We start from the raw sequence: 26786 nt of genomic DNA, 5'->3' as shown, positions 1-26786 counted from the left end.
AGTTGTCCAAAATCCTGTTCAATAGCCGATATCGATTGAATTGCCGTATTTATGAAATCGTCAACCTTTATTATGAACCCTTCAGTTTTTCCAAAATTTGCGCAGAGTAAGGTGGATGTAGTTCGAAAGGGCTTCAAGCATTATTATGTTTTGAATGCTGAGGACTCGCTTGGCCATGGCCAGCCCCAATACAGCGGATTCATGTATGTCGGAACGGATGCGGGAAATATTTCCCGGCTGGCTTCTGTGCATGAGTATGGCAGTGTGTGGGCGACATGCGGTGATGCGCAATCGAATCTTTTACGGGCATCGGATCAGGCGCGTTCAGTGCTTCCGGAATTCATCGTTTGTGAATCCAGCATGAAGGTGAGAGAGATCAGGAGGCTGCGCGAGGCGTTGTATTCGAATCCTCTTTTGCGTTGTATCCCGCTATTGGTGGATGGGACTGCGTTGAGTCCTGCCGATCTCAAGACGATCAAGCTGGTAGGCCGGCCGGACGAGATCATTTCGCTTAAGGGAATGACCGAGCAGGAGTTTCAGGGGAAGATCCGGTTTCTCCGCAGCTTCAAGGCGAACGTGGCGGTGAGGAAGGCTCCGGAGATAGAGGAATACCGTGCGGTCAACACGGATCTTGGGTTGATGTTCAAGCGGGCATTTGATATTTTTGTGGCAGGTATAGCGTTGCTTTTGCTCAGTCCGCTGATGGCGTTGATCGCATTGGCGGTGTATATCGAGTCGGGCGGCCCTGTTTTCTATGTCGCCAAAAGGGCGGGGCGGGGATACAAGGTCTTTGATTTCTACAAATTCAGGACAATGGTTGTTGATGCGGATAAGAAGCTGCGTGATCTGGCGCATCAGAACCAATATTCAGCAAATGGCAGCGGCCCGGTGTTCTTTAAAGTGAGCAATGATCCGCGGATCACCAGGGTCGGCAGTTTGCTCCGGAATACGAGCCTGGATGAGTTGCCGCAGCTGTTCAATGTACTGAAGGGTGACATGTCGCTGGTAGGTAATCGTCCTTTGCCGTTATATGAGGCGGAGAATCTGACCACGGATGACTATGCCGCGAGGTTCATGGCGCCGGCCGGTATCACCGGATTATGGCAGATCAAGAAGAGAGGGACGAAGGACATGTCGGTCGAAGAAAGGATCAGCATCGATATCGATTATGCGAACAAGTGCAGTTTCTCGACCGATCTATGGATCATGGCCAAGACTCCCACGGCACTTTTGCAAAAGGAGAATGTATAGCAACCCTCCATTCATGGATCCTTCGTTGCCTATTATTTCGATCATCGCGGTCAACTTCAATAACAGTGCGGTCACGGTTGAGTTCCTCCGGTCGATTCGCGAGCACAATACTTACGAGAACATCGAGGTGATCATCGTTGACAATGGTTCGGCAGAGGATCCTTCGGAAGCCTGCAGGGAGGTGTATCCTGAGGTTAGAATGCTCCTGACGGGGAAGAATCTGGGTTTTGCCGGTGGTAATAACGCGGGCATCCGGGTAGCCCGAGGGAGTTATTTCTTTATGGTGAACAACGACACGGAGTTCACTGCGGGGCTGTTGGAGGGGTTGATGGAGGTGTTTCGGGTTCATCGGGACGCCGGTGTGGTGTGTCCCAAATTCCACTATTATTTTCGTAAGGGGACTATCGAGTATGCGGGGTATGGGGCCATGAATGTCTTTACGGGCAGGAATGGGATGATCGGCTGCGGTGAGCGGGATGAGGGACAATATGACCAGATGCGGGAGACGAATTTTGCCCATGGGGGCGCCATGTTGGTATCCCGGGAAGTTGTGCAGCGGGTGGGTACCATGTATGAACCTTTTTTTCTTTATTATGAGGAATTGGACTGGTCGGCCCGGATCAGAAAGATGGGTTATAAGATCTATTATCAGCCGGCGTCGCTTATCTATCATAAGGAGTCCATGACGACGGGTAAGGCGAGTCCGCTAAAGACCTTTTATCTTACCCGTAACCGGATCTTATTCATGCGTCGCAATACCCGGTTGCCTGTTTTCCTCGTTTTTGCCAGTTATTTCATATTTTTCACTATGCCCAAGAACACGATCGTCTATTTGTTTCGGGGTAACAGGGAGCATTTGCGAAGTTTCTGGAGGGGTATCCTGTGGCAATTCAATCCTTCGATCGGTTTCAATGGGCATGCCAAAAAGCCATGAACAGAAAGATCCGAGTTTTAGAATGTATCCGGCAGGGACAGATCGGCGGGGGGGAGACCCATTTGCTGAGTCTTACCGGTGAGTTGGACAAGTCTCTTTTCGAGCCGGTGGTGCTTAGTTTTACGGATGGTCCGATGATCGAGCGGCTCAAGGGAATGGGGATAGAGACGCATGTGATCTATACGGAGAGGCCGTTCGACGTCACGAAGTGGGGGCGGGTGAAGAGATTGATCGAAAATTTACGGCCGGATCTCGTGCATGCTCACGGCACGCGGGCGAGTTCGAATGTATTGTGGGCGGCGCGGTCGTTGGGGATACCGGTGATCTATACGGTGCATGGCTGGTCTTTCCATAAGGATCAGTCCTTTTTAGTGCGGCAGATGCGGACTTTTGGGGAGCGGTATATTACGCGCAGGACGGATCTTAATATTGCCGTGTCGCGTGCGAACGGTGAGGCGGGCAAGCGGGCGATCCCAGGGTTTGAGTACAAACTGGTATTGAACGGGATTGACCGGGACAGGTTTTCGCCATTGCGGAGAAGTAAGGATGTTCGGGCCGAGTTAGGTATCGGCGCCGACGCGGTGGTGGTGCTTTTCCTTGCCCGGTTTACCGTTCAGAAGCAGCCTATAGCGGCGATCGAGGCGTTTCGCCTGGCGCTGCCGGAGGTGCAGAACCTGCGGCTGGTGATGGTTGGGGATGGGGATCTGAAGGAGCAGGGGGTAATGCTCGTGGAGCAGTATGGGTTGCAGGACAAGGTGACCTTCACTTCATTCAGGCAGGATGTTCCGGATGTCCTTGCGGCAGCGGATATTTTTGTTCTTCCTTCTTTGTGGGAGGGGTTGCCGATCGGTTTACTGGAGGCTATGGCCATGGGGAAGGCAGTGATCGCATCTGATGTCGACGGGACGGCCGAAGTGATTCGTGACCGTGTGAATGGGAGGTTGGTTTCTACAGAGGAGCTTGTGCCGGCTTTATCGCGGGTGCTGATCGAATTGGCGAATGATCCTGTGGAGCGGAGAAAAATGGGAGAGAGGGCGATGGAGTCGATCAACGAAAAGTACAATGTTGAGGCAATGACGGAGCAGATCGAAGGGATCTACCTGGAGATAGCGGCAAAAAAAGCTGTATTGTAACGTATTGTATTATAATAAATTATGGCCTGCCAGGGGGAACTGGCAGGCCTTTTACGTCTTATACGATCTTAAGGGCATGGCCGGGGCGAACAACTTCGAGAACCGGAGCCTGGGTGAGTTCGCGGTCATCGAGGGTCTGTTGCAGGACGGCAGCCAGGCTTTTGTAGTTGGGGTCGAGCAGAAAGGTTTTGTGATCGCCGGGTATGTTGTGGATGCGGATCCCTTTTTCGGCGTAGGGTTTCCAGCCGAGATAGATCGGGTCGTCCAGGAAATATAGGCGGGTAGTGACGCGGAACAGGTCGATGGTTCCATTGAAGGGTTGCATGCGGTATTGGTAGAGGGCCCTATAGTGGGACTCGTTGATCCGGTTGGCATAGGGGGACAGTTGTTCTTCTTCTGTCGGGAGCGGTTTTACCCATCCTATGGCTTCGAAGATGCCCCTGATGCGACTCTTGAAGGAGTACGTCTGGTACGCGAGGGTGGCACTGGGGCTTTTGACAAAGGAGTTTGCGATGAAGCGAAGTTTCGGCAGCTGGCGCATGATCTTCCTCTTCCATCGGACGGACCGGGTCACGAGGTGATCGGAGTTGTCGGCGTTGGTGTCGAAAATAGCCAGGGTACTGATCTGTTTTCCCATTGCGGTGAGTTGCCGGGCCATTTCGAAAACGACGATGCCGCCGAAGGAATAGCCGGCGAGGTTGTAGGGGCCTGTCGGGTTATGTTCGAGGATCTCGGCAATATAGTGAGCGGCGATGTCTTCGATGGAATCGAAGGGGTCTTCTCCGTTGAGGCCGTGGGCCTGCAGGCCATAGACCGGTTGGTTTGGCGACAGGGATTTGGCCAGGGAGTTGAATACGAGGACGGTGAGGCCGGAGCCGTGAACGATATAGAGGGGTGGTTTGTTACCTTCCGGTTTGATCGGAACGAGGCAATTCCATTTGACGGCCACTTCTTCTTTTTCGAGGAGCTGAGCGACTTTGCGGACGGTTGGCGCCGAGAATAGTGTGGTGATCGGCAGGCGATTGCCGGTTTGTTCATCCAGGCGTTTCATCACCTGGATCGCGATGAGTGAGTGGCCGCCCAGTTCGAAGAAGTCGTCGTCGAGGCCGATGTTGGTGCGTCGCAGGGCTTCTGCGAAGATCGCGGCAATGGTCTTTTGAAGGTCGGTATGTGGTTGGTTGTCGGATTGGGCGGTGGTGTTGCCCAGGTCGGGGTCCGGCAGGGCGCGTTTGTCGGCTTTTCCGTTGGCGGTAAGCGGGATTGATTGAAGGTGGACCCATTGGCGTGGGACCATATAGTCAGGAAGTTGGGAGTTCATCCAGGCGGAGATTGCGGTCTTATCGAAGGGGCCTTCGGGTACGATGTAGCCGATGAGCCGTTTGTCGCCTTTTTGATCGTCGCGTGCGATGACGACGCAATCTTTTACGCCGGCAAATTGGCTGAGAATGGATTCTATTTCGCCCAGTTCGATGCGGTAGCCGCGAATCTTTACCTGGTCGTCGATGCGGCCGAGGTATTCCACGTTGCCGTCGGGTAGCCAGCGGGCGAGGTCGCCGGTGCGATACATTCTGGCGCCTGGTGTAGGTTCGAAGGGGTCGTCGAGGAATCGTTCGGCGGTGAGTTCCGGCCTTTTGAGGTAGCCGCGGCCGACGCCGGCGCCGCCGACGAACAATTCCCCGGTTTCGCCGGGGCGGCAAAGTTTGCCGTGGGTATTGAGTATATAGGCGCTGCGGTTGCTGAGGGGGCGTCCGATGGGAATGGGGACGGGAATTTCGCCGGACGTCATGGTATAGGTGAGCGAGAAAGTAGTGTTCTCTGTTGGGCCGTAACCATTGATGATGACCATGCGGGGGTAGGTTCTTCTAAGCAGGCCGATATGTTTTTCGGACAGTTTTTCGCCGCCGGCCAGGACGGTCCCGAGGCCCTGGAGTATCGTGATATCGAGGTTGATCCATTGATTGAGCAAGCTGGACGTGATCCACATCATGGAGATATTGCGGGATCTGATGGTCTGCTTGAGCAGGTTGGTATCGAGGAGGGTCTGTTCCGAGGGGAGGACGAGGATACCTCCGTTGAGGAGTGTGCCCCAGTATTCGAAGGTGGTGGCGTCGAAGGAGGGTGAGCCTGTGGAGAGGATGACTTCGGTGCCGTCGAAGGTGACGTAATCGGAGCCTCTCACCAGGCTGGTGATATTCCTGTGAATGATCATTGCTCCTTTGGGCCGGCCGGTGGATCCGGAAGTATAGATCACATATGCCAGGGAAGACGGGTTGGTGCCCGGGTTTGGGGACTGGGTGGGGTTGCCCTGGCAGCGGTTCAGGAGGTCTTCGTAGAGGAGGAGTTCGCAGCCGGTGCCTTCGGGGAGTTTTGCAGCGGAGGTGCGGTCGGCGAGGAGGAATTCCGCATTGATATCTTCCAGCATGAAGCGGATGCGTTCAAGGGGGTATTCCGGGTCGATCGGCACGTAGGCGCCGCCGGCTTTAAGAATGGCGAGGATGGAGACGATGAGTCCCGGGGAGCGCCGGATGCAGAGTGGTACCATGGTTTCCGGTCCGACGCCCCTGGTGCGCAGAAAATGAGCCAGGCGGGAGGAGAGGTCGTCCAGTTGCCGATAGGTGTATTGCTGGTCCTCGAAGATGAGGGCGGTGGACGAGGGTGTTTTCCGGGCCTGGGCGGCAAAGAGGTCGGTTACGGTGCTTTCTTTATCATAGTCGGTCTCCGGTCCGGCGAGCAGGACGGTCGGTTGTGGAAGGATGGGGAAGTCCATGATCCGGCAGGCTGGGTTTTCCACGAGGGTTTTCAGCACTGTCGTATAGGCCTCCATGAGGGCGGCGATGGTTTCCGGTTTGAAGAGTTGGGTGTTGTAAGACCATTCCAGAACGAAGGACGATTCCGAGCCGCTGGCGTTTAGGAATATTTCAAAATTTTCGAAGGCCCTGGGGTTGTAAATGAGTTGGTGTTGCAATCCTTCGAAGCGGACGCCGTTGTCCATTCCCATGTCGATATTGAAGGCGACCGGGACGAAGGGGATGCGTGAGGGGTCGCGCGGGATGTTTAGTTTTTTCAGGAGGCTTCCGAAGGTGACCAGTTGGTGATCGAGATCGTCGAGGACGGCTGGTTTTCTGGTCCGGAGGTAGTTTGTGAATGTTTGGTCTCCGGTTGGGCGGCTTCTGAGAGGCAGCAGGTTGACACAATGGCCGATGAGGGAATGGTTTCCGGTGGCGGATTGGCCGGCGGCGGGCAGGCCGAGGACGATATCTTCCTGGCCGGTGAACCGGTGGATGACGATCTCGAAGGCGGCCAGCAGGGTGATAACGAGGCTGCAGCCGGCCGAGGCGCCGGTTTTTTTAACGGCGGCGATGAGGGCGGTGTCAAGGGGGTAGTCGTCGCGCCGGCTTTTATAGGTTCTGTTGGCGGGTCTTGGGAAGTCGGTGGGCAGGTCGAGAATGGGGACCTGTTGGTTGTATTGGCGGAGCCAGTAATCTTCTATTTCGCGATATTCTTCGGTTTGTGAGAATTCCCATTGTTGAACGGCGAACTGGCTCAGTTGTACCGGGGCCGGCAGGTTGGGGCTGGCACCGGTGGCAAAGGCCGAGTAAAGTTTGCCGAGGTCCTGCATGAGGATGCCGAGGGACCAGCCGTCGCAGACGAGGTGATGGCCGGTGAGGGTGAGGTAGTGTTCGTTGGCGGCGATCTTGAAGAGGGCGGTGCGGAACAAGGGGCCGTTGAGGATATCGAAGGCCGTGTTGGCGTCCTGGCGGGCGAAGTCCCTGATGAAGGTTTCCCGGTCGGTGGCTGTTTTACCGGAGATATCTTCGAAGTAGAATTGTGGTTTCCAGTCTTTGAAGACACAGATCCTGGCGCCGTCGGCGCTGAAAACCGAGCGGAGGCCTTCGTGCCGGGTGATGAGGGCTGTCAGGGCTTTTTGGAAGGCATCGGGCAGGAATGTACCGGACAGGCGGAGCGAGACCGATTCATTATAGGCGCGGTTGGCATCTTCGCCGCCGAGGGCGCAAGCGACCCAGAGTTCGAGTTGCGGCTCGATTGCCGGGGCCAGCCTGACTATTTCGGGACCCTGAAACGGGTCAAAGTCAACGGCGATCGTATCGGGGGTCTTGTTCATGGTCGTTAAACAGTTATCGGTTAGGAGTAGGTGGGATTGTCAGTTTAGTTGAAGATATTTTCCGGGGCGGTCCGGGTCGGCAATGAACCATGCGGGGTTGCCTTGGGGGTCTCTGCCTATGCGGGCTCCTTTTCGGGGTGGTATTTCTTCGATGGTTTTGCCGACGATGCCTTTTGACCGGGTGGCCGAGGGGAGGAATCCTGCCGCTACCAGTTCGGTTACGCTTTCCGTGAATTTTTCGACTATTGTATCAATTTCCTGATCGGTGTGTGCTTCGGTGATGAAGCAGGGGAATCCGTCCCAGATATGAATGCCTTTTTCACGCATCAAGGTAAAGATAAGTTCCGAATATGGGATCTCTTCTTTCCATTTCAGTTTCCAAAGTGAGCCGAATTGGGCGGCGTAGCAGGCCAGGCCCAGGTGTTGGCAGACCGCGTTGATGCCGTCGGCGAGGCGGGCCGCTTTTTGGGTAAGGTTTTCCTGGAGGGCGGGGCCTTTTGCCTTCATGTATTCGAGGGAGGCTTTTGAGGCGGCGAGGGCGAGGGGGTGTCGGACGAAGGTGCCGGCGAAGTAGGTCACGCCGGCTTCAGGGGTGGAATTGTCTCCGTAGTTCCAGGCGCCGCCGTCGAGTGCATCCATGAAGGTGCGTTTGCCGGCGATGACGCCGATGGGCATGCCTCCGGCGACCACTTTTCCGTATGTCCCGAGATCGGCCTGGATGCCGAAGAGGGCTTGAGCGCCGCCGGGGTGCATGCGGAAGCCGGTGATCACTTCGTCGAAGATCAGGGCGGCGCCGGAGGCGGCGGTGATCTCGCGTACTTTCTTAAGGAATTCTATCGGTTGGTATTCGGGTCTGCGGCTTTGGACGGGTTCGACGAGTACGGCTGCCAGTTCGTGGGCCCTTTCGGTGATGATGCGAAGGCTTTCATCGGTGCCATAATCGAGGATAAGCATATTTTGTACCGCTTCGGGCATGATGCCGGGTGCGGCGGGGAAGGATTTCAATTTCTTGGTGCCGCGGACGATGACTTCGTCGACGATTCCGTGGTAGGAGCCGGAGAAGGCGACGATCGTGGAGCGGCCGGTGACGGTGCGGGCGATGCGCATTGCGCCGAGGACGGCTTCCGATCCGGTGTTGCAGAGGGCTGCCCGGTCGAAGTTGGTGAATTCGCAGATGAGTTGGCAGACCGGTCCTGCGAGTTCGTGTTGGGGCCCCAGTTCATAACCGTTCTCCATTTGTTCCCAGACCGCCTTTTTAATGATATCGGGTTGGTATCCAAGCATATTGGAGCCGAAGCCATTGAGTGCATCGATGTATTCATTGCCGTCGATATCCCAGAGGCGGGAGCCTTTTGACCGGTTGACGACGAGGGAGTAGACGATCTCTTTGGTAAGGGGGCGGAAGCCAGACACGACGCGTGGGTCGGCCATGTGGGGTCGATGTTCGGCGGTGTAGGCTTTGCTGCCGGCGGTCTTTTTGTTGTACCGGGCAATGAGGTCGCTGAGGAAGGTTTGTTGGGTGGTTGACAGCGTGGTTGCGTGTTTTTCGATGCGGGCGGAGGCGCCGAAGGGTTTCTTGAGTTCGACGATCTCTTCTTTTGTGAGGCCGTTGTCCTGTGCAGGCGTCGCTGCGGGGCGGGGTGCTGGGGCTGCGGCGGCATGTACTGCGGTTGTCTGTGCCGGTATGGCCGGAGGGGGCATGGCGCCGGGATCGCCCTGGAGGAGGGAAAGCTGCTGACCGAGCAGTTGGATCTGGCGGGCGATGAGGCCCAGCAGGTTGTCATTGCCGGAGGGAGGGGCCGTATAGAGGGGGTAGTTGACGGCGAGCGCCGGTTGGGCCGGGTAATGTGGTTGTGGGCCGGCCGTTTGGGGGGCCAGGGGTGTGGTTTGGGCCGCTTGTGGTGCCGGAGCGTATTTGTCCGCGGGCAGATTGGCGTCGAGGAAGGCGGCCAGTTGTTCGAGAGTGCCATATTCCTCATTTAGCTGGCGGAAGGTGATCGGCAGGCCGAATTCTTTTTTCAGGTGGAGGGATACCTGTGTCAGGAGCAGGGAGTCCATACCCATTTCGATGAAGCTCATGCCTGGGGTGGCTGTCGTCAGGTCGATCCCGGAGGCATCTTCGAGTATGTTGCGAATTTTGTCGGCGAGAAGTTGTTTACGCATAGGTGTTGTAAGGGTTTGAGTAACTGTCAATTGGTTTTCCGGCGATGCGGAGGCTGCCGGTGTTTGTATGGGGTTTGTCGCCACTGGGGCCGAAATCGGGTCGACCCAGTAGCGGGTTGGTTCGAAAGCGTAGGTTGGGATGGCCATTTTCCGGCGTTCTTCGTTGGCGAAAAAGGCTTTCCAGTCCGGTTGGAAGCCGTTGAGCCAGAGTTGGCCGAGGGCGTTGAGCATGGAGCGGTAGTCGGAGCCATATTCCTGTGGGTGCAGGCTTGCGATCGAGAGGACCGGTGGGGCTGCGAGTTGGCGCCGGGCGAAGCTGGTCGTTACTGCTCTTGGGCCGACTTCCAGCATGAGGCGATAACCGTTATCGATGAGGAATCGGAGGCCGTCGGAGAATTTTACCGTGGCGCGGATATGGTTGATCCAGTACGCGGGGTCGGTTGCCTGGGTGTCGGACAGCCAGCCGGAGCCGACGGTAGAGGCGATCGGGATGCGTGGGATGTTCAGTTTTATCGAGTGGACGATGGTCCCGAAGGGTTCTATGATGGGGTCCATCATGGGGGAGTGGAAGGCGTGGCTTGTGTAGAGCGGGCGTACGGATATCTCGCGGTTTTCGAGCAGTCTTGTGAGTTCCAGGATGTGTGGTGCCGGTCCCGATACGACGCAGGAACCGGGGCTGTTGACTGCGGCGATGGCGACATCGGGCGGGAGGAGCGGGATGATGGTTTCGTGGGTTGCCTGAACGGCGATCATGTCGCCGGTGGGAAGGTCTGCCATGAGGCGTCCCCGGCTGGCGACCAGGAGAAGGGCGTCGCGGAGGTCGAAGACCCCTGCCAGGTGTGCGGCGACGAATTCGCCGATGCTGTGGCCGATGAAGGCCGACGGTGTGATTCCCCAGCTGATCCAAAGTTTGGCCAGCGCCAGTTCCACGGCGAAGAGGGCGGGCTGGGTATAGAAGGTATTGTTAATGATGGCGTCGGAGCCTGTGGAGGGGTTGGCCGGGTAGAGGATGGTGCGAATATCCGCCTCCAGCATAGGTTCGAGCAGTTCAGCGCATTCGTCTATGGTTTCCCGGAATACCGGCTCGTGTTGATAGAGTTCGGCGCCCATCGCGGTGTATTGGGAGCCCTGGCCGGGAAACATGAAGACCAGGTCGGTCGGTGTTTCCAGCAGGTGATGGGGGGAATATCCGGTGGATCGTAGTTTTTCTTTTAGTTCCGCGGTATCGGCTGCTATGATGAATCCCCGGTGTTTTGCGGCTGCCCTTGTGGTGTCGAGGGTATAGGCGAGGTCGGCGAGGTCGATGGATGGGTTGGCATCCAGCCAATGGGACAGGTCGTGTCCGTACGCGTCGAGCGATTTGGCGGTTTGGGCTGACCAGGCGATGAGTTGCGCGGGCCGGCTTTTGGAGCCGGGATTCGGTTGTTGGTCCCATTCTTCGAGGATGAGATGGACGTTTGTTCCGCCGACGCCGAAGGAGCTGACCCCTGCTATCCGTTGGCCGGCGGGGGTCCAATCCCGGAGGTGGCTATTTACGAAGAAGGGACTGTTGTTAAAGTCGATATTGGGGTTTGGGTGTTCGAAGTTGATGGAGGGGGGGATCTGTTTATGGCGGAGAGAAAGGATGGTCTTTATCATTCCGGCAATTCCGGCTGCGGCGGTGAGGTGACCGAAGTTGCTTTTGACCGAGCCGATGGCGCAGTATTGATTTATCGGGGTCGGGCCGAAGGCCATGGTAAGGCCTTCGATCTCGATAGGATCGCCGAGGGGGGTTGCGGTGCCGTGGGCTTCGATGTAGGATATGTCGGTGGGGGCGATGGCGGCGTCATCGATCGCTTTGCGGATCGCGTCGGCCTGGCCTTCTGCGCTGGGGGCGGTGAAGCTTCCTTTGGTCCCGCCGTCATTATTTACCCCGATGCCTTTGATGATCGCATAGATGGTATCGCCGTCCCTGATGGCAGCCTCTTTTGTTTTAAGGAGGACCGCCCCTGCTCCGTCGGAGAAGACGGTACCCTGGGCTTGCGAATCGAAGGGACGGCAGTGGCCGTCTTTGCTGAGCATGGCGCCTTCGTGGTAGATGTGGCCGCTTTTGATAGGTGCGGTAACTGCGACGCCGCCGGCCAGCGCCATGTCGCATTGTCCGTCCCGGAGGCTTTGTACGGCCTGGGCTACGGCGAGGAGCGAGGTGGAGCATCCGGAGTGAACGCTAACGGCCGGGCCGGTGAGGTTCAGGACAAAGGAGGTACGGGAGGCGACGTAATCTTTTTCGTTATAGGTCATCACGTGGAACGAGCCGGCTTTATCCACGAGGTCTTTTCGTTGGAGGACGTTGTTGAGGTAATAGCTGTTATTGCCGCTGCCTGCGAAGACGCCGATGGAGCCGTTGTAGGTTCCCGGGCCATACCCGCCGTTCTCGAGGGCGGCCACGGCGGTCTCCAGGAAAATGCGTTGTTGGGGGTCCATCAGTTCGGCCAGGCGCGGGGATATTCCGAAGTATGCTGCGTCGAAGGCGGCGGCGTCGTCGAGGATGCCGCGGGCGCAGACATAGGAGGGGTCGTTTTTTTCTTCGGGGGGTATGGAGGGGTGCAGTTCGTCGGGGCTGAAGAAAGCGGTTGTTTCCCTGCCTTCTTTCAGTACGGTCCAGAGTTCGGTGATGTCGGCGGCGCCCGGGAAGCGGCCTGCGAGGCCGATGACGGCTATGTCGTTGTCGGTGTTTGAGGTTTTGCGTGGTTTGGTTGTGGTGTTTTGCCCGTGTGTCGATCTTCCTCCTTCCAGCCATTGGCAAATGCCGGCGATGGTCGGGAATTGATAGATCCGGGTAATTGGCAGGTTCCAGGAGAAGCGGGTTTGGACGTTTGCCACGGTTTTGAGGGCGAGCAGCGAGTTGCCGCCGAGTTCAAAGAAGTTGTCGTTACGGCCAACGCGGTCGATCTGCAGTAGGGAGGCCCAGAGTCCCGCCAGTTGTTGTTCGGCGGGGGATGTGGGCTTAGCGTATGGGATCGCCAGGTCGGGTCTTTTGTTTTCCGGTTTTGGCAGGGCTTTCTTATCGACTTTTCCGCTGGTGGTCTTCGGGAAGGAGCCCATCCATACGAATGCGGAGGGCATCATATAGTCGGGCAGGTGGTCGCTGACGGCTTTACGGATCGACCGGAGGTCTTTATTTCCGTCGGCGGACACCAGATAGGCCACCAGTTTTTTCTGACCGGGGACGTCTTCGCGGGCGACGACCACGGCCTGGAGGATCCCTGGTTGTTCGTTGAGGAGGACTTCGATCTCGCCGAGTTCGATGCGGTAGCCGCGGATCTTGACCTGGTCGTCCCTGCGGCCGAGGTAGTCGATGTTTCCGTCAGGGAGGAAGCGGGCGAGGTCGCCGGTCTTATAGATTCGGATGGGTCCGTTTGTGGGATGGGCCCAGGTGGCGAATTTCTCCGCGGTGAGTTCGGGGCGGCGGAGGTATCCTTCGGCGAGGCAGCTACCGGTTATGCATAGTTCCCCTGTTTCTCCGCCGGGCAGGAGCTTACCCTGTTCGTCGATGATGAGGATCGAGGTGTTGTCGATAGGTATTCCGATGGAGGGGAGGGCGGGCCAGGCGGCTGGGTCGCCTTCCAGTCGGAGTTCGGTTACGACGTGGCATTCCGTTGGTCCGTACTGGTTGAGCAGGACGCAACCGGGCAGTGCGCTGAAAAAGCGTCTGACCTGTGGGGTTACCTTCAGTTGTTCTCCGGCGGTCATCACTTCGGTGAGGCTGGAGGGGAAGAAGTTTTCGGCATCGGCGGATTCTGTGAGGAATTGCAGTGCCACGAAGGGCAGGAAGATGCGGTTGACCCGGTTGTCCTGGATAAAGTGAAGGAGGCGTTTCGGGTCGAGTCTCAGTTCATCCTGTATCAGTATGAGGGTGCCGCCGGTGGCGAGTGTCGCGAATATTTCCTGGAAGGAAACGTCGAAGCTCAGGGGGGCGAACTGGAGGGTGCGGGTGCCTGCGGTTGCCGTGGAGTTCTTTTGCTGCCACAGGAGGAGGTTGACGAGCGGACCGTGGCCCATGCAAACGCCTTTCGGGGTGCCGGTTGAGCCCGATGTATAGAGAACATAGGCGAGGGAGGGCGGGGTGGGCGGTTGAATCCCGGAGGGGGTGGGATAGTTTTCCGCGGTATCGAGCGTTTTGAGGCCAAATTGGGTGAAGAGCGGGAATTCTTCGCGGCTGCAGAGGGCGAGGGTGATCTGCGAATCGGTGCAGATCTGCTGTAGCCTTTCCTGGGGGTAAGCCGGGTCGAGTGGGAGGTAGGCTTTTCCGGAGCGAAGGATGGCGAGCACTCCTATGACCATTCCGATGTTGCGGGTGGTGCTGATGGCGACTATGGGGTCGTTGGGGGCCTGAGCGAGGATCGCCTCCGCCAGGGCGCGGGATAAGTTATCCAGTTGGGTGTAGGTAATACTGCCATCGCCGAATTGGACGGCCGTTGCTTCCGGAACTTTGCGACAGCCTTGTTCGAAAAGCGAATGTACGGTTGGAATCGAAATGTTGTTTGGAGTCAATCGATCGTAGCTGCTCATATTCATGGGATTCCGGTTAGGGGAATGGCGACAAAATACAATTTTATCCCTTATTGATCTATGATTTAGATCAACTGGGATGGAAAAATACCAAATTGCCCTTCTTGGGTGAAAATTTTTATATAATATTGATAATCAAGCATTTTTTAACTTTGGTCGGGAATTTATCCTGCACAACTGACCTGCCATCCATGCGTAACTGTACTGGCCGATCGCTTTCAGTTTGCCTTCGCGCATCTTGAATTGCCAGACGTCTTTCAGGAAGGCGCTGAAGTTCTTGGCGTTCAGTTGGTCGAATGCGACGGAGATGGTGGGTTCGAGCGAATAGGCGGAGTGCCAGGTTCCGGCGGGGATGAAAAGTGTCTCTCCGGCTTCCACGGTGAAGTGGATAGGTGTCGCTTTGCGATAGAGGGGGAATTTCTCGTAGTCCGGTTCGAATATATTCAGGGCCGAGCGCCAGGGGTCATCGGGGCGGGGGTAGAGGTATTCGTCCTGTCCCTTGGGGAAGACGGTGAATTGTTTGCGGCCATAGAGTTGGTTGATCCAGGCGTTAAGGTGGTAGAAGTCGATGTGGAGGTACGGGAATTTGCCGCCGGGTCCGCCGATGAAGACTTCGAGGGCGCTGCCCCAGTACCCCTGGGAGAACCATTTGCTCTGTAGCCAGTTCGGTTTGGCATAACCGAGGTCGGTGGGTTGGATATAGGGTATGAGTTCGTGGAGGTTGGTCGGGATGTCGAAGATGAACGGGTATGGGGCCGGGTTAGCTTCGGTGCTTGTTTCGACGAGGTCGAGAACTTCGCGCATGGTATAGGTGCGGCCGTTCTTTTCGATGGTCTTTTCGCCGAGGTTCTTGCGGAACCAATCGGGGGTGAACACGGTGCTTGCCTGCCAGGCCTTTGTTGCTTCTTTGAATACGACGGGTATGCCAGGCTTATAGAAGTTCTCCATGAAGTCCCGGTAACTGATCTTGTCTACTTTTTGAATATCCATATGCGTTGGTTTTTTGGGGTTTTATGAGTGTTGTTATGAACGGCCCGCAGGTCGGATCAGGGCTTTGACATAGGTATGATAGAGTTCCGGATATATCCTGGCTCCATATATGAAGGAATGGAGGAAATTGACCTGGAATTGGCTTTTGAGGATGGATTGCATGACGATAAAGAAGATGATATCCGAAACCAGGATGGCGTAAGCTGCGCCCATGATGCTGTATTGTCGTACGAATATGTAGGTGAGGGTAAGGCTTGTGAGCATGAAGAGGGTAGTGATGGTGAAATTGATCCTGGGTTTTCCCACCGAGTCGAGGATTATCCCGAACATGCGGTTGAAGGGGTTGAGAAGGCAGGTGATGATGGTCACCTGGATAAGGGGGACGGTGTCTTCGTAGGTGCGGCCGGCGATGATGTCGACGACGAAGTAGGCGCTGATGTAGAGTGCCAGGAGGGAAGGTACAAGCATTGCGAGGATAACGCCGACGGACTTTTCGTAAAGGTATTTTGCGGCTTCGCCTCCTTGTTGTTCGAAGCGGCGGGCGCTTTGCGGAAAGACGATGGTGCTGATCGCATTAGCGGGGATGTCGGCGAGATTAGTGATCCGGAGGGCTACGTTGAAGGAGCCTGCGGCATCGGGGGAGAGGAATGTGCCGACGAGTATCTGGTTAAGGGTGCCGGTGAGCATGGAGCTGAAGTTGGTGCCGAAGGCGTATTTGCCGTAGCCGAAGAGGCGTTTGCACCAGTCCCAGTGGATGCGGCGGGCGAATGTGAGTTGGTGGTTGACGAAGAAGTATTGAACGATGGCGGCCAGCAGCGCGCTGACGCCCTGGGCGTAGATCAGGGAAACGAGCGTGGTATGGATGTGGAGCAGGAAGCAGGCTAGGACGTAGATGAAGAAGCCTGCCTGGCGGATAGAGGTGGTTATGAGGACGCCTTTGAAGCCGAGGTAAGCCTGTTCGATCCATTGGAATTGTAGCATGAGGCCGGCCAGCAGATAGACGATGCTGTAGATGTAGAACATGGAGGTCAGACCTTCGTAGTGCCAGAGGTGGGCAAGGAAGCCGGCGAGGCAGATGTTCAGCGCCAGGCAGATGACCAGCAGGGCGGCGCTGATCAGAAAGGAGGAGGAGAGGATATCGGGGTGTTCTTCGGCCGGTGAGGCGGCCAGGAATTTTATGAGTGCGTTTTGGATGAGGCCGCTGCGGGCGGTTTCGAGGACCGTTGTTGTTGCGACGAACAGGCTCCAGATGCCGAATTCGTGTTTGGTGAGCATGCGTACGAGCAGATAGAATCCGCCGAATCCGAATACCAGGTTCTGGATATTTAGGACGAGGTTGAAGGAGCCTGCTTTAAGCCAGTAGTGTTTGTTCTGAACGTTCATAGTTTTGTTTTGTCTTTGCTCCGCGGGGGTGCAATCCTGTCTGCGGAGTAGGTGGTATCGATATTCAGGCTGTATAGCGTATAGGTGTCGTTGCTGTGAAGTTTTCTGGCGGGGACCCTGAGTGGGGCGTCGCCGGTCAGGTTGTTCGGGACGAGGGCGTAGTGTACCTTGTACTGTTGAAAGGTTGCGCGTGCCGAGGCCGGTTCGCCGGTGCAGAGGTAATGGACCATATTTAGGCGGTCGGATTCCCTGCGGATGAAGTCTACATACGGGTTTGAGAACGTGAATGCCGTGGAGACCATTTTTCTGCCTGTGGCCATTACCGGGAAGAGTGAGGATGAGTCTGCGGGGCAGAGGATGACACCTTCGGCGGGGACGTGGCTGACGATGTAGTTGTAGGCGTCGACCTTATCTTTTTGCTGTTCTTTGTACAGGGCGGCTTTGCGGAGGGCGGTGAAGTCATCGCGGTCGCGGTAGAAGGGGTAGTAGGCGATGCAGCACGCGATGACGATTGAGCCCAGGGTGATGGCCGATGTTGCCGGGGAGGCGGAGGGTGCCAGGCGGCGCATGGCGAGGCGGAACAGGTAGATGAACCCGAATCCGAAGAAGACGGATTGGGCTGCTTTCAGATAGAAGAAGTAGTGGAAGGAGGGGACTGTTCCGGGCAGGTGAATATGGTATTTCCAGTCGAGTTGGGCGACGAGGGTGGAATAGCAGTAAAGGAAGAGTGCCAGTCCTATCCAGCCGAGAAGGATCTTTCGGAGAAGGGTATCGACGGTGTTTTTCCAGAACCAGGCGAATCCGATGATTGAGATGAGGAGGGCGACGGAGAGGTTGGCCCTGATCATGGCGGGGAGGTTCTTTGGGATAAAGATGCCTTCGGTGTATTCGAAGGTTTCGCGATTAATGGAATGGAGATGGTATTTTCCCACCACGTACCAGGTGAGGGGGAGGCTGGTGATAAGGAAAGTTGCGGCGGTGATCAGGCTGTGGGTGATGTGGCGGGTGGCGAGGCGGCCTTCTTTTTTCCGAAGGGCGTCGAGGATATTGCCGGCCTGGAGGATGGCGATGAGCAGGACCAGGATGACGGTGGGGGCGGCGTGTCCGAGGAACAGGGTTCCGGTGATGGCGCCCAGTGCGGCGAACCAGGAAAGTTTCCCGGTTGAAAATGCTTTGTAGCAAAGGAGGATACCGATGTAGAACATCCATTGCGCGAAGCAGACGGGGTAGAGCCAGGGAGAATAGGTTGCGGCGCCCCAGCCGGGGATGTTGCCGGATGACAGGAAGAGGAAGGCCAGCGTGGATGCGAGCGCGATCTCGAAGCCGAGGAGCAGGGCGGCCATGGTGAAGAAGGCTGCCGGTCCCAGGAGGTTGAGGTAGGCTCCGGCGCGGGTTACGACGTCGTTTATGGGCAGGCCGGTGGCCTTTACGAGAAGGGTTTCCACGGAGAAGAGCAGTGGGTTGTACCAGAGGTATTCGCCGGCATAGCTTGGATCGTCTCCGAAGTGGCCGTCGAGGGTTCCCTGTACGTAGGAGATATCGCGGTCAAAGTCGGCATCAGCGGCCCAGTGAAGGTCACGTGTGGTCGTGACTCCCCGGGAGAAGGCCAGCAGGAGCATCAAAAGGAAGACCAGGACGAAGCCTGTCCGGGAATATGATTGCCGAGGTTTGATTCTATCCATTTTACCAATTTGGATGCAATGGGGCGGCTGATCACCGGAGATTGGTTATTGTGGGTCTTACACAAAATGGTGTTGGTTTCCGGTAGAATTGTTCAGGCGGGCTGAAAAGAGTCAATTACTGTTGCGCATACCGGCGCTGGAATCCAAAGGATTTGACTGGATTCTAAGATGGCTCTAAGGTAGGCAAAAAACGGCAAAGCCGGAAATTTTCGAGCGTTGTTTTTCCCTTGTCAGTCAGATTTTTGAGTTTCAGGAGATTGTCCATGAGCTCTTGCCGGGATTGGGGAAAATCGGTATCTTGGTGGAATGAATGATGCAAAATCCTCGTTGCACGAGCGATTGGCTATTGCCGTCGCGGGAGTTATCTGTTTATATTTTTTTCTAAAAATCCTTTTCTTTTAGCAAGATATGTGGTTGCGGAAGGTATTTCAGCAAAGGGCGATGTGGGGTTTCTTCGTCCTTTTTGCGCTTTGGTTCGGCTATGTTACGGCCCATTATCTCGTGGTCGGGCTTGGGATCGTCGGTGCGGTGATCTCGTTGCTGCTGGCTTTTCTCTGTTTTGCGAAGGTAGAGACCGGGGTCTATATCCTTACTGCCTATGCGCTGTTTAACAGTGGTTTGGCGGTATTGCTTACGGGGGGGCATTTTCAGGCCGGTATCCCGTTGGATATCGTGTTGCTGATCACTTTTGCCGGGTTGTTGGTTCAGAAGACGAGGGTTCAGGAGGCGGGCCGGGAGTTCTTTGGTACGCCGATCGTGGTGATGTGGATGGTCCTGTTCGGGTATTTGATACTGCAGGGGGCCAATCCGCTGCCGATCTCCCGGGCCGGCTGGTTGCAGCAACTGCGGAAATCATTGGAAGAGATCGGGTTGTTGTTCATCTGTTATTGTGCGTTCGATACGCCGCAACGGATAAGGCAATTCCTTAAAGTCCTGTTTGTGTTATGCGTGCTGGTTGGCTTCTATGGTTGCATCCAGCAATGGCATGGGCTGTTTCCCTTCGAGTTGAACTGGGTCAATGCCGATAAGACCCGATTCGGGCTGTTGTTCGTCATGGGCGATTTCCGGAAGTTCTCGACGCTGGCCGATCCGACCACGTTTGGGATCGTGATGGCGGCGATGGTGGCTTTGTATATCATTGTGGCCATGCACCAGCGGGCGAAGTGGAAGAGGTGGCTGTTGATCGTGGGGTGTGTGGTCATGATGCTGGGGATGTTCTATTCGGGCACCCGGACGGCGAATGTCATTTTGCTTGTGGGGCTGTTCATGTATATGTTATTGAATGCGGATAAGCGGGTGACCTGGATTTTTGGGCTGACGATGGCGGGTTTGTTGTTGGTGGCGTTGAATCTGCCGATCTATTCCAGTTCGACCCTGAACCGGTTCCGTACGTCTTTCCAGGGCGCCAAGGATGCTTCGTACAATGTGCGGGAATTGAGCAGGCATTTTATTCAGCCGTATATCCACAGTCATCCGTTCGGCGGGGGGATCGGGACGACGAATGACTATGGGAAATTGACGAATCCCGGCCATTATCTGGCGGGATTTCAAACGGACGACGGGTATTTGAAATTCGCGTTGGAGATCGGTTGGATCGGGTTGTTGATGATCTGCGTGTGGAATTTCATCATTTTGCGGACGGGTATTCATGGTTTTTTCCGGGCGCGGAGTCAGGAGGCGCGGTGGTTGTACATTGCGACATTGGCGGGGCTGGTGCCGTTCATGGTTGCATTGCTGGCACAGGATGTGATCGGTCAGATGTCGAACGATGCCATTATCTTTCCATTGATGGCGTTGATGATGCGGCTCCCGGTGTTCGACCGGCAGGAGGCGTCATAGATTTCCTTTTTTAAGTTCGGAGACGGCGTAGTTGCAGGCTCTTGCCGTCAGGGCCATATAGGTCAGGGATGGGTTCTGGCTGCCGGAGGAGGTCATGCAGCTACCGTCTGTGACGAAGACGTTGTGGGCGTCGTGAAGTTGGTTCCAGGAGTTCAGGACGGAGGTTTTGGGGTCGCGTCCCATTCGGGCGGTGCCCATTTCGTGGACGGCTGCGCCGGGAGGGCGGAGGCCTTCGTAGGTGCGGATATTGGAGAAACCGGCAGTTTGCAGCATTTCCTGGGTCGTGACCAGGACGTCCTTTGCCATTTGCTTTTCGTTATCGTGATAGTTGAAGCTGATGCGGACGATGGGTTGTCCCCAGGCATCGACCTTGTGTTTGTCAAGGGTGATCTTGTTCTCGTAGTAGGGCAGGGTTTCTGCCCAGGCGCCGAGCCAGATCGACCAGGGGCCGGGCTGGAGCAGTTTTTCTTTGAATCCGGTGCCTGACCCTGGGGTGGTCATCATCAGGTCGGTCCAGCGGATGCGCATGCCCATTCCCTGCAGGCCGTATCCGCGGAGGAAGTCTTTGCGGGGTTTGGCCGGATCGAGGTTTCGGAATCTTGGGATGTAGATGCCGGCCGGCCGTCTGCCGGAGAAGTATTGGTCTTTCATTCCTTCGTAGTCGCCCTGGGCGCTTGGGCCGATGAAGTGGTCCATGAGGTTGTGGCCGAGCTGCCCGCTGGAGTTTCCGAGTCCGTCGGGAAAGTCTGCGGGTTTTGAGTTAAGGAGGATGGCTGCGGTGGCGACCGTCGAGGCGTTGAGGAAGATGATGCGGGCGAAATATTCCGTCATCTTTCCGGTGATGCGGTTAACGACGCGGACACCGGTAGCTCTGCGTTTTGCCGGGTCGTAGAGGACTTCGGTTACGATGGAGTCGGGGAGAAGGGTCATGTTGCCGGTGAGTGCCGCCGCCGGGAGGGTTGCGGCGTTGCTGCTGAAGTATCCGCTGAACGGACAGCCGCGGCTGCACAGATTGCGGTATTGGCAGGGGCCTCTTCCTTTCCAGCCTTGTGAGAGGTTGGCCACGCGTGCGATGGTGACTACGCGGCCGGGGTAGTGTTGGTGGACGTTTTGAGCGAAGAAGTTCTCGATGCAATTCATTTCCATTGGGGGGAGGAATTGGCCATCGGGGAGTTGGGGGAGTCCTTCGGCGCGTCCGCTGACGCCGATAAAGTCTTCGACGTAGTCATACCAGGGGGCTATGTCGGCATAGCGGATGGGCCAGTCGACGGCGATGCCTTCTTTTGCGTTGGCTTCGAAATCCAGGTCGCTGAGCCGATAGCATTGTCTTCCCCAGGTAAGGGAGCGGCCGCCGACCTGGTAGCCGCGAATCCAGAGAAATGGATTGTCCTGGATATAGGGGTGCTCCTTGTCGGAGACGAAGAATTGTTTGTTGCCTTCATCGTAGCTGGTGCCCTGGACCGGGTCGTCCTCCAATTGTTTTCGGGTGGGTTGCAGGTGGTTGGGAAAGTCCCAGGGCCGCATGAAGGCGGTTGTATAGTCTTTTATGTGTTCTACCTGCCGGCCTCTTTCCAGGACGAGGGTCCTGAGTCCTTTTTCACAGAGTTCCTTTGCGGCCCAGCCGCCGCTTATACCGGTGCCTACCACGATCGCATCGAAGGTGTTTGAGTTTGCCTGCTTGTTATTATCTTCTTGTTTGGGATCGCCCATGGTTGATCTTAAAAAGTTGCCCAGGCCTTCTGGCCGGGTGAAAAGGGTATACAGCCGTGGTAGGAGCCGGGGACCAGGACATAGGCCAGGCCTTTTGTTGCTCCTGTTTCGGAGGTGCAATAGGCGATTGCCGTGCATCTCTTTATGGATAGGAAGAAGGGGTCGCCGAGCAATTTTCGCTGGATCTTGCCGCCGATGCCTTTCAGGAGCCGGTCTTTTTCTTCGAAATGGGCCAGGGCGGCGGATTTCTCATTGTCACGGCAATGTTGGAATGGGTTATTGTACTTTTGGATGCACCAGTCGTCGATATCCTTCAGGCCTCTGATGAAGTTATTGGCTGTCGGTCTTGTCATGCATTCCCTGACCATTTTCAGGATAAAGGGGGTGACTCCCGCTTCCAGGGCTCCGGGGGAGTCGGCGGTATGGGGGATGATGGCGTCGGCCAGGGCTGTGATCAGGTCGTCGTGCCGGTCGGCGAAAGCATAGTCCGGCGGGCCTTCGTAGCGGTACCATTCATAACCTGAGAAGGCAAGGCCACCGCCGAGGGTAGCAAGGATGATGCGGCCGATCGCTCTTCTTCTGTTCATTTGCACTAGATTGAAGGTTGGTGTTTGCCCGTGACTGCCGGTCAGTGGGGAACGGATTCCAGTTTTACACCGATGAGCCTTTCCAGATCGAGTTTGGTTATTTCGGCCTGGAGCTGGAGGGAGAGGATCTTTGCTTTTTCTTCGTTGTAACTGTGGGATGCGGAGCTGAAGGCTTCGATGGTGATAATACCGTCCCTGAATTTCTTTTCTATTTGGGTAAAGCCTGCGGAGAGGTCGTCCATTATCTGGTTCTCGATAACGGCGAGTTCCCTGTAATTCTTATAGGTGGCGTATTTGCTGAGAACGTCGGCCCGTATCTGGCGGGCGAGGAGAGCCTGGTTGTCCTGGGCTATCCTCACGTCTTCCCTTGCGGACTTTATTTCGGAGCCTTTTGAGATGATGGTGCCGATCGGGATGACGAGTCCGAAGAAATACTTCGGATAGATATAGGTATTCTGGGAGTTGACGACGTTGTTGTTCTTTGAAAATTCCAGGTCGTTGTAGTTGAGGGAGAGGGTGAGGAGATTGAACCAGGATTGTTTTGCCGCTCTCACTTTATATTCGGCGATGCGCACCTGGTGGGACGAGGCGTCGTACTGAGGGCCGCCGATGGCCAGTTGGACGAGCCGTTCCTGGAAAGCTGAATCGTTGAGTGGTGGTGAGGGACGAACGGCGGCGGAGCGTGGTTGGTTTTGCGCCCCGGCTGCGAGAGAGAACATCATCAGAAAGAGGTAGGGAAGGCCGCGTTTCACGAAAAGATCCATATGTCTGGTCATTTGAACTGGAGTTTAATATAAGCAAAAGCGATTTAACAATGCTGATGGCGGCTGGTCAGGTGAGTGAAACCATTTTTACGTCAACTTTATTCAGGACTGCGCCGCAGAATTTCCCATTGAGGTCCCGGAAGTATTGCAGGGATTCCTTGTCGATTTGGTTCAGGACGTGATCGGCGGAGAAAACGGCGATCACGCCGTCGACATACTGGGTCAATTCGCGCGTATCGGAGAAGTCATTGAGGGGCGGGCCTTCCAGGAAGATGTAATCGTATTCTCCTGTCAGGGTATGGAGGTAGTGGAGCAGGTTTTTCCGGGGCAGGATCTCGGAGGGAGTATAGTCGCCGCCCTGGGAACCAATGATGAATATGCTGGTATTGCCGACCTCTTTGGAGAGGCTGCGTACCTGTTCGGCGAGCGATTCGGTGTTACGGTCGCTGGGAATGATCTTTTCGAGGATGGGGGCGGCGTCCAGTTTGAGCGTAAGGTCGTTATTGCAGAAGTTGGTATCGATGATGAGGATGCGTTTTTTGCTCAGGCTCATGCTGTAGGACAGGGCCTGGATGAGGGTGGATTTTCCTTCTCCTTTAGTGGTGCTGGTGAAGAGGAATATTTTTTTCCCCGTGATCTCTATTTCGTACCGCAGTTTGCGGAGTGATTCCCGGAAGACGTTATGGAACCGTTGTTTGTCCTCGGGATCGTAGGTTTGGTCAACGGCCATGACCAGGTCGTTGAGGTTCTTTTGTTTGAGATCCATGAGGTTGACGATGCTGATCAGTTTCAGGTCTACGTTCCGCGAGAAGATGTACGGGGTACGGATAGAAGAGTCGAGGAATGCGAGCAGGACGATGATTACGATGCCGATGACGAATACGCCGACGGTGGCAGCTCCGACGATGAGCAGTTTTTTGGAGGCTTCGGGTTCGATGGCGGGCTGGCCGATGAGTACCTGGCGGAAATTGCTTGGCGCCGAGGTGGTGAGGTCGAGGGCGTCGGTGTAGCGTTGTTTGGCGGCCAGGTATTCTTTGTTGGCCTGGTCGGCTTCTTTCATCAACGTGCCCATGGCCGCGTCTTTTGAGGCTTCCGCGACGGCATTTCCTCTCAGTTGGTCGAGGCGTTGTTGGAGGTCGGCGATATTGGCTTCCGTGGCCTGGATATCGAGGTTCAGGTCATTGCGTTTTTCGATGAGCGTCTGCTTGCGCAATTGGGGATTATCGGAGCCTTTATCGTCGGGGGAGGCGTTTTGGGGGGCTATGGAGAGCAGTTTGGTCTGGTATTGCTGTTTGAGGCTATTGTATCTGTTCAACAGGGCCTGGTCGGTGGATCCGCCGTTGACGTATTTCGCGTAGGCCTCGTTCATAGACGTCCTGAGTGCGAGTAGTTCGCTGTTGGCGTTGGAATTATCCGTTACGACGGCTTTTTCCTGGGTGCCGACGCCCATGTCGGCAAGCCGTTGGTTGATCTTGCGCAGGTCGTAGTTAAGGTTGGTTTGTCTTGTCTTTTGGTCGACGATGGTTTTTTCCAGATTGGCGATCTGGTCGTATTTATGCGCGTCGAGTGTCGGGCTCGCGGGTTGTTCGCCCCGGAGAAGGGCGTTCTTGGCTTCGAATTCCTGTCTTTTTCTTTCCATCAGGCTGCGCAGGGTGTCTATGGATTCCCGCGAGGTTGCCGATCGTGTCGTATTGTAGTACCGGAGGAATTGCTGGTAAACGTTGTTGACTACGAATGCGGAGAGTTCGGGATTGGACGAGGCGTATTCGATTTGAATATAGTCGGTGCGCTGCAGCCGGAACGCGGTGAGCATTTTGGAGATGGACTTATAGTCGTATCTATAGAGCGCGATAAATTCCAGAAGTTGTTTTTCATTGGGGTTAAAGGAGTTTAGCAGGGTCATGCTTTGGAGATTCTCCTTGAACTGCATCAGAGCCTTCGGTATATCGACCGCGGTATACGTCTTCGATCGCTTTTGTTCGGGTTTGAGGGTGCGAAAGGGATGGGAGGTTTCCAGGTCGTGGATGATGAGTTGATAGGAAACGAGGTCAACGACGCTTGGGGAGGTCATAGTGACCAGTACGTTGCTGAATTTGGTGTCGACGGCGACGAAGTCCTGGTTTTGGTCCAGGCCTATCCGAATCCCGTCGGTGATGGTGTAACCTGTGGAAATCTGGGTGAAGGAGCGGTACGTCTTTTCTTCGTGGCGGGTAAAATACCAGGCAACAAAGCCTGCCAGGATGGCCGACCCAATAATGACCCACTTTCGGTTCAATAAGAGTCGGTATAGGTACTTGAAATCCATTAACGATAGCTTAAATGATACTTTCAATAATTACTGAGAACATACGATCGGCCGACCATAGGAGTGGATTGGGCGCGTGCAAGGGGCAATTTATTTAGGTGCGTAAATATAACACCATATTTCAATTAATGCAAGTTATCGGGTCACTGGGGCGGGAGGCTGCCGGTGGCCCTGCGTGCCTTTTCCCAGGTAGCGGACTGGCGGCCGCCCAGATACCTGATGAATCCTTTGATCACCGAAACGTTCATAAACAGAAAATAATATGAGAATCTGGCGAGTTTATTTTTTTTCCGGATGGCGGGAGAGGCTGCTGCGGACAGACCGGGGAGGTAGAATGCGATCTGGCAGGCGAAAAGCACTTTGAACAGCAGGATATCCGTACCGAAGCAGAGGGCGGCGTTGGACAGGGCAGCCAGGATAAGGCAGAAGGGGCTGAGGGCCCAGCGAAGCACGCGATGGGAGATAAAGAGGAAGGACAGGCGCGGATGTTTCCAGAAGGCGAGCAGGGGGGTGAGGAGGGAGATAGCCTGGAAGCCTCCGGCTGCGATGCGGACCTTTCGTTTTCCCTCGTCTTTCAGGGAGAAGGAAGGCAGTTCCATGGCATAAGCATCGGGCTCATAGCGGATCGGATATCCTTTGCCGGCAACTTTCAGGGACAGTACGAAGTCGTCGAGGATGATATCCTGTGGCAGGGCTTCGTACAGGTTTCGGCGGACGGAGAAAAGTTCTCCGGCGGCGCCTACCACGGAATAGAAGTCGGAATCCAGTTTCTTGAGGAAGGATTCGTATTTCCAGTACAGGCCTTCCCCTGCTCCCACTTCATCGGGGCTGCCGTGGGCGGTCAGTACTTTCTTTTCGCCGGCGACCCCGCCAGTGGACGGCAGGAGGTAATGCCGGGCGATATTGAGGACTGCGTCGGGGTTGAGAGCTGTGTTCGCGTCGCTGAATATAAGGATATCGTTGGTTGCGTGGGTTACGGCCCTGTTGAGGGCTGCGGATTTTCCCCGCCGTGGGGCTTCATGGAGGCCGATTATCCGGGGATGGCTGGAAACGATGGCTGCGGAGCTGTCGGTGGATCCGTCAGTGATGAAAATAAACTCTATTCGACCGGGTGGGTAATTTTGTTGTAAAGAGTTGGCTATCTTTTCTTTAAGGCAATCTTCCTCATTGTAGGCTGCGACGATGAAGGAGACGGTGGGGAGTTCATCGGGCCGGGCGGGAGTGGTCGGGGGCGTCTTTTTCAGGCTGTTCAGCAGGAATACGATGGCGGCGTACCCGACGTAATTATAGAAAACGATAAAGGCACTGAGCAGGAATATCCACGATAAAACTGACGTATAATTATTTGGAAACATGTATAAATATGAATCT

Annotated in this window: 14 protein-coding genes; 4 read left to right on the top strand and 10 right to left on the bottom strand. The window is 55.7% G+C overall.

Features of this window, described 5'->3' with window-relative positions:
- Positions 1-72 precede the first annotated feature (72 nt).
- The 3 genes from VHE34_RS07740 to VHE34_RS07730 are packed head-to-tail and all read left to right on the top strand — an operon-like array spanning position 73 to position 3318.
- Complete coding sequence (locus tag VHE34_RS07740; RefSeq protein ID WP_325586397.1) at positions 73-1251, top strand: sugar transferase; 1179 nt, start codon at positions 73-75, stop codon at positions 1249-1251.
- A gap of 13 nt (positions 1252-1264) precedes the next feature.
- Positions 1265-2185 (top strand): glycosyltransferase family 2 protein, encoded by a 921-nt coding sequence (locus VHE34_RS07735; RefSeq protein ID WP_325586395.1) that lies wholly within the window; start codon positions 1265-1267, stop codon positions 2183-2185.
- Positions 2182-3318 (top strand): glycosyltransferase family 4 protein, encoded by a 1137-nt coding sequence (locus VHE34_RS07730; protein ID WP_325586393.1) that lies wholly within the window; start codon positions 2182-2184, stop codon positions 3316-3318. The genes VHE34_RS07735 and VHE34_RS07730 overlap by 4 nt, the downstream gene beginning before the upstream one ends.
- 58 nt (positions 3319-3376) lie before the next feature.
- Here the strand turns inward: VHE34_RS07730 and VHE34_RS07725 are convergent, their stop codons facing one another.
- The 5 genes from VHE34_RS07725 to VHE34_RS07705 form a co-directional block, all read right to left on the bottom strand.
- Positions 3377-7441, bottom strand: coding sequence for an amino acid adenylation domain-containing protein (locus VHE34_RS07725; protein WP_325586391.1), 4065 nt, complete (start codon positions 7439-7441; stop codon positions 3377-3379).
- Between the two features lie 39 nt (positions 7442-7480).
- On the bottom strand, positions 7481-14161 hold the full coding sequence (locus VHE34_RS07720) for a polyketide synthase (RefSeq protein WP_325586389.1): 6681 nt from the start codon (positions 14159-14161) through the stop codon (positions 7481-7483).
- Between the two features lie 129 nt (positions 14162-14290).
- Positions 14291-15145 (bottom strand): cupin-like domain-containing protein, encoded by an 855-nt coding sequence (locus tag VHE34_RS07715; RefSeq protein WP_325586385.1) that lies wholly within the window; start codon positions 15143-15145, stop codon positions 14291-14293.
- Positions 15146-15178: 33 nt separating this feature from the next.
- Positions 15179-16528 (bottom strand): flippase, encoded by a 1350-nt coding sequence (locus tag VHE34_RS07710; protein ID WP_325586383.1) that lies wholly within the window; start codon positions 16526-16528, stop codon positions 15179-15181.
- The gene (locus VHE34_RS07705) at positions 16525-18210 is read right to left on the bottom strand and encodes a hypothetical protein (RefSeq protein WP_325586381.1); all 1686 of its coding nucleotides are present in this window, start codon (positions 18208-18210) and stop codon (positions 16525-16527) included. The genes VHE34_RS07710 and VHE34_RS07705 overlap by 4 nt, the downstream gene beginning before the upstream one ends.
- 408 nt (positions 18211-18618) lie before the next feature.
- Here VHE34_RS07705 and VHE34_RS07700 point away from each other — a divergent pair, with 408 nt between their 5' ends.
- Complete coding sequence (locus VHE34_RS07700; protein ID WP_325586379.1) at positions 18619-20049, top strand: O-antigen ligase family protein; 1431 nt, start codon at positions 18619-18621, stop codon at positions 20047-20049.
- Here VHE34_RS07700 and VHE34_RS07695 read toward each other — a convergent pair.
- From VHE34_RS07695 to VHE34_RS07675, 5 genes are all read right to left on the bottom strand, one after another.
- Complete coding sequence (locus VHE34_RS07695; protein WP_325586377.1) at positions 20044-21759, bottom strand: GMC family oxidoreductase; 1716 nt, start codon at positions 21757-21759, stop codon at positions 20044-20046. The genes VHE34_RS07700 and VHE34_RS07695 overlap by 6 nt on opposite strands.
- Before the next feature lie 8 nt (positions 21760-21767).
- The gene (locus VHE34_RS07690) at positions 21768-22346 is read right to left on the bottom strand and encodes a gluconate 2-dehydrogenase subunit 3 family protein (protein WP_325586375.1); all 579 of its coding nucleotides are present in this window, start codon (positions 22344-22346) and stop codon (positions 21768-21770) included.
- 41 nt (positions 22347-22387) lie between these two features.
- The gene (locus tag VHE34_RS07685; protein WP_325586373.1) at positions 22388-23122 is read right to left on the bottom strand and encodes a TolC family protein; all 735 of its coding nucleotides are present in this window, start codon (positions 23120-23122) and stop codon (positions 22388-22390) included.
- Between the two features lie 55 nt (positions 23123-23177).
- Entirely contained in the window at positions 23178-25385 is a 2208-nt protein-coding gene (locus tag VHE34_RS07680; protein ID WP_325586371.1) for a hypothetical protein, read from the bottom strand.
- A gap of 173 nt (positions 25386-25558) precedes the next feature.
- A complete protein-coding gene (locus tag VHE34_RS07675) occupies positions 25559-26770 on the bottom strand; it encodes a glycosyltransferase family 2 protein (protein WP_325586369.1) in 1212 nt (403 codons plus the stop codon).
- Positions 26771-26786 lie beyond the last annotated feature (16 nt).

The organism is Puia sp., from assembly GCF_035546395.1.
Classification (GTDB): Bacteria; Bacteroidota; Bacteroidia; order Chitinophagales; family Chitinophagaceae; genus Puia.
The sequence above is the reverse complement of the archived record's forward strand: the minus strand, read 5'-3'. Positions and strand labels throughout refer to the sequence as shown.

Bases quoted from the DNA above. Each gene is read 5' to 3' on its own strand.
- VHE34_RS07740 (WP_325586397.1), top strand. From the start codon at position 73: ATGAACCCTTCAGTTTTTCCAAAATTTGCGCAGAGTAAGGTGGATGTA.
- VHE34_RS07735 (WP_325586395.1), top strand. From the start codon at position 1,265: ATGGATCCTTCGTTGCCTATTATTTCGATCATCGCGGTCAACTTCAAT.
- VHE34_RS07725 (WP_325586391.1), bottom strand. From the start codon at position 7,441: ATGAACAAGACCCCCGATACGATCGCCGTTGACTTTGACCCGTTTCAG.
- VHE34_RS07690 (WP_325586375.1), bottom strand. From the start codon at position 22,346: ATGAACAGAAGAAGAGCGATCGGCCGCATCATCCTTGCTACCCTCGGC.
- VHE34_RS07700 (WP_325586379.1), top strand. From the start codon at position 18,619: ATGTGGTTGCGGAAGGTATTTCAGCAAAGGGCGATGTGGGGTTTCTTC.
- VHE34_RS07720 (WP_325586389.1), bottom strand. From the start codon at position 14,161: ATGAATATGAGCAGCTACGATCGATTGACTCCAAACAACATTTCGATT.
- VHE34_RS07675 (WP_325586369.1), bottom strand. From the start codon at position 26,770: ATGTTTCCAAATAATTATACGTCAGTTTTATCGTGGATATTCCTGCTC.
- VHE34_RS07710 (WP_325586383.1), bottom strand. From the start codon at position 16,528: ATGAACGTTCAGAACAAACACTACTGGCTTAAAGCAGGCTCCTTCAAC.
- VHE34_RS07715 (WP_325586385.1), bottom strand. From the start codon at position 15,145: ATGGATATTCAAAAAGTAGACAAGATCAGTTACCGGGACTTCATGGAG.
- VHE34_RS07695 (WP_325586377.1), bottom strand. From the start codon at position 21,759: ATGGGCGATCCCAAACAAGAAGATAATAACAAGCAGGCAAACTCAAAC.
- VHE34_RS07730 (WP_325586393.1), top strand. From the start codon at position 2,182: ATGAACAGAAAGATCCGAGTTTTAGAATGTATCCGGCAGGGACAGATC.
- VHE34_RS07705 (WP_325586381.1), bottom strand. From the start codon at position 18,210: ATGGATAGAATCAAACCTCGGCAATCATATTCCCGGACAGGCTTCGTC.
- VHE34_RS07685 (WP_325586373.1), bottom strand. From the start codon at position 23,122: ATGACCAGACATATGGATCTTTTCGTGAAACGCGGCCTTCCCTACCTC.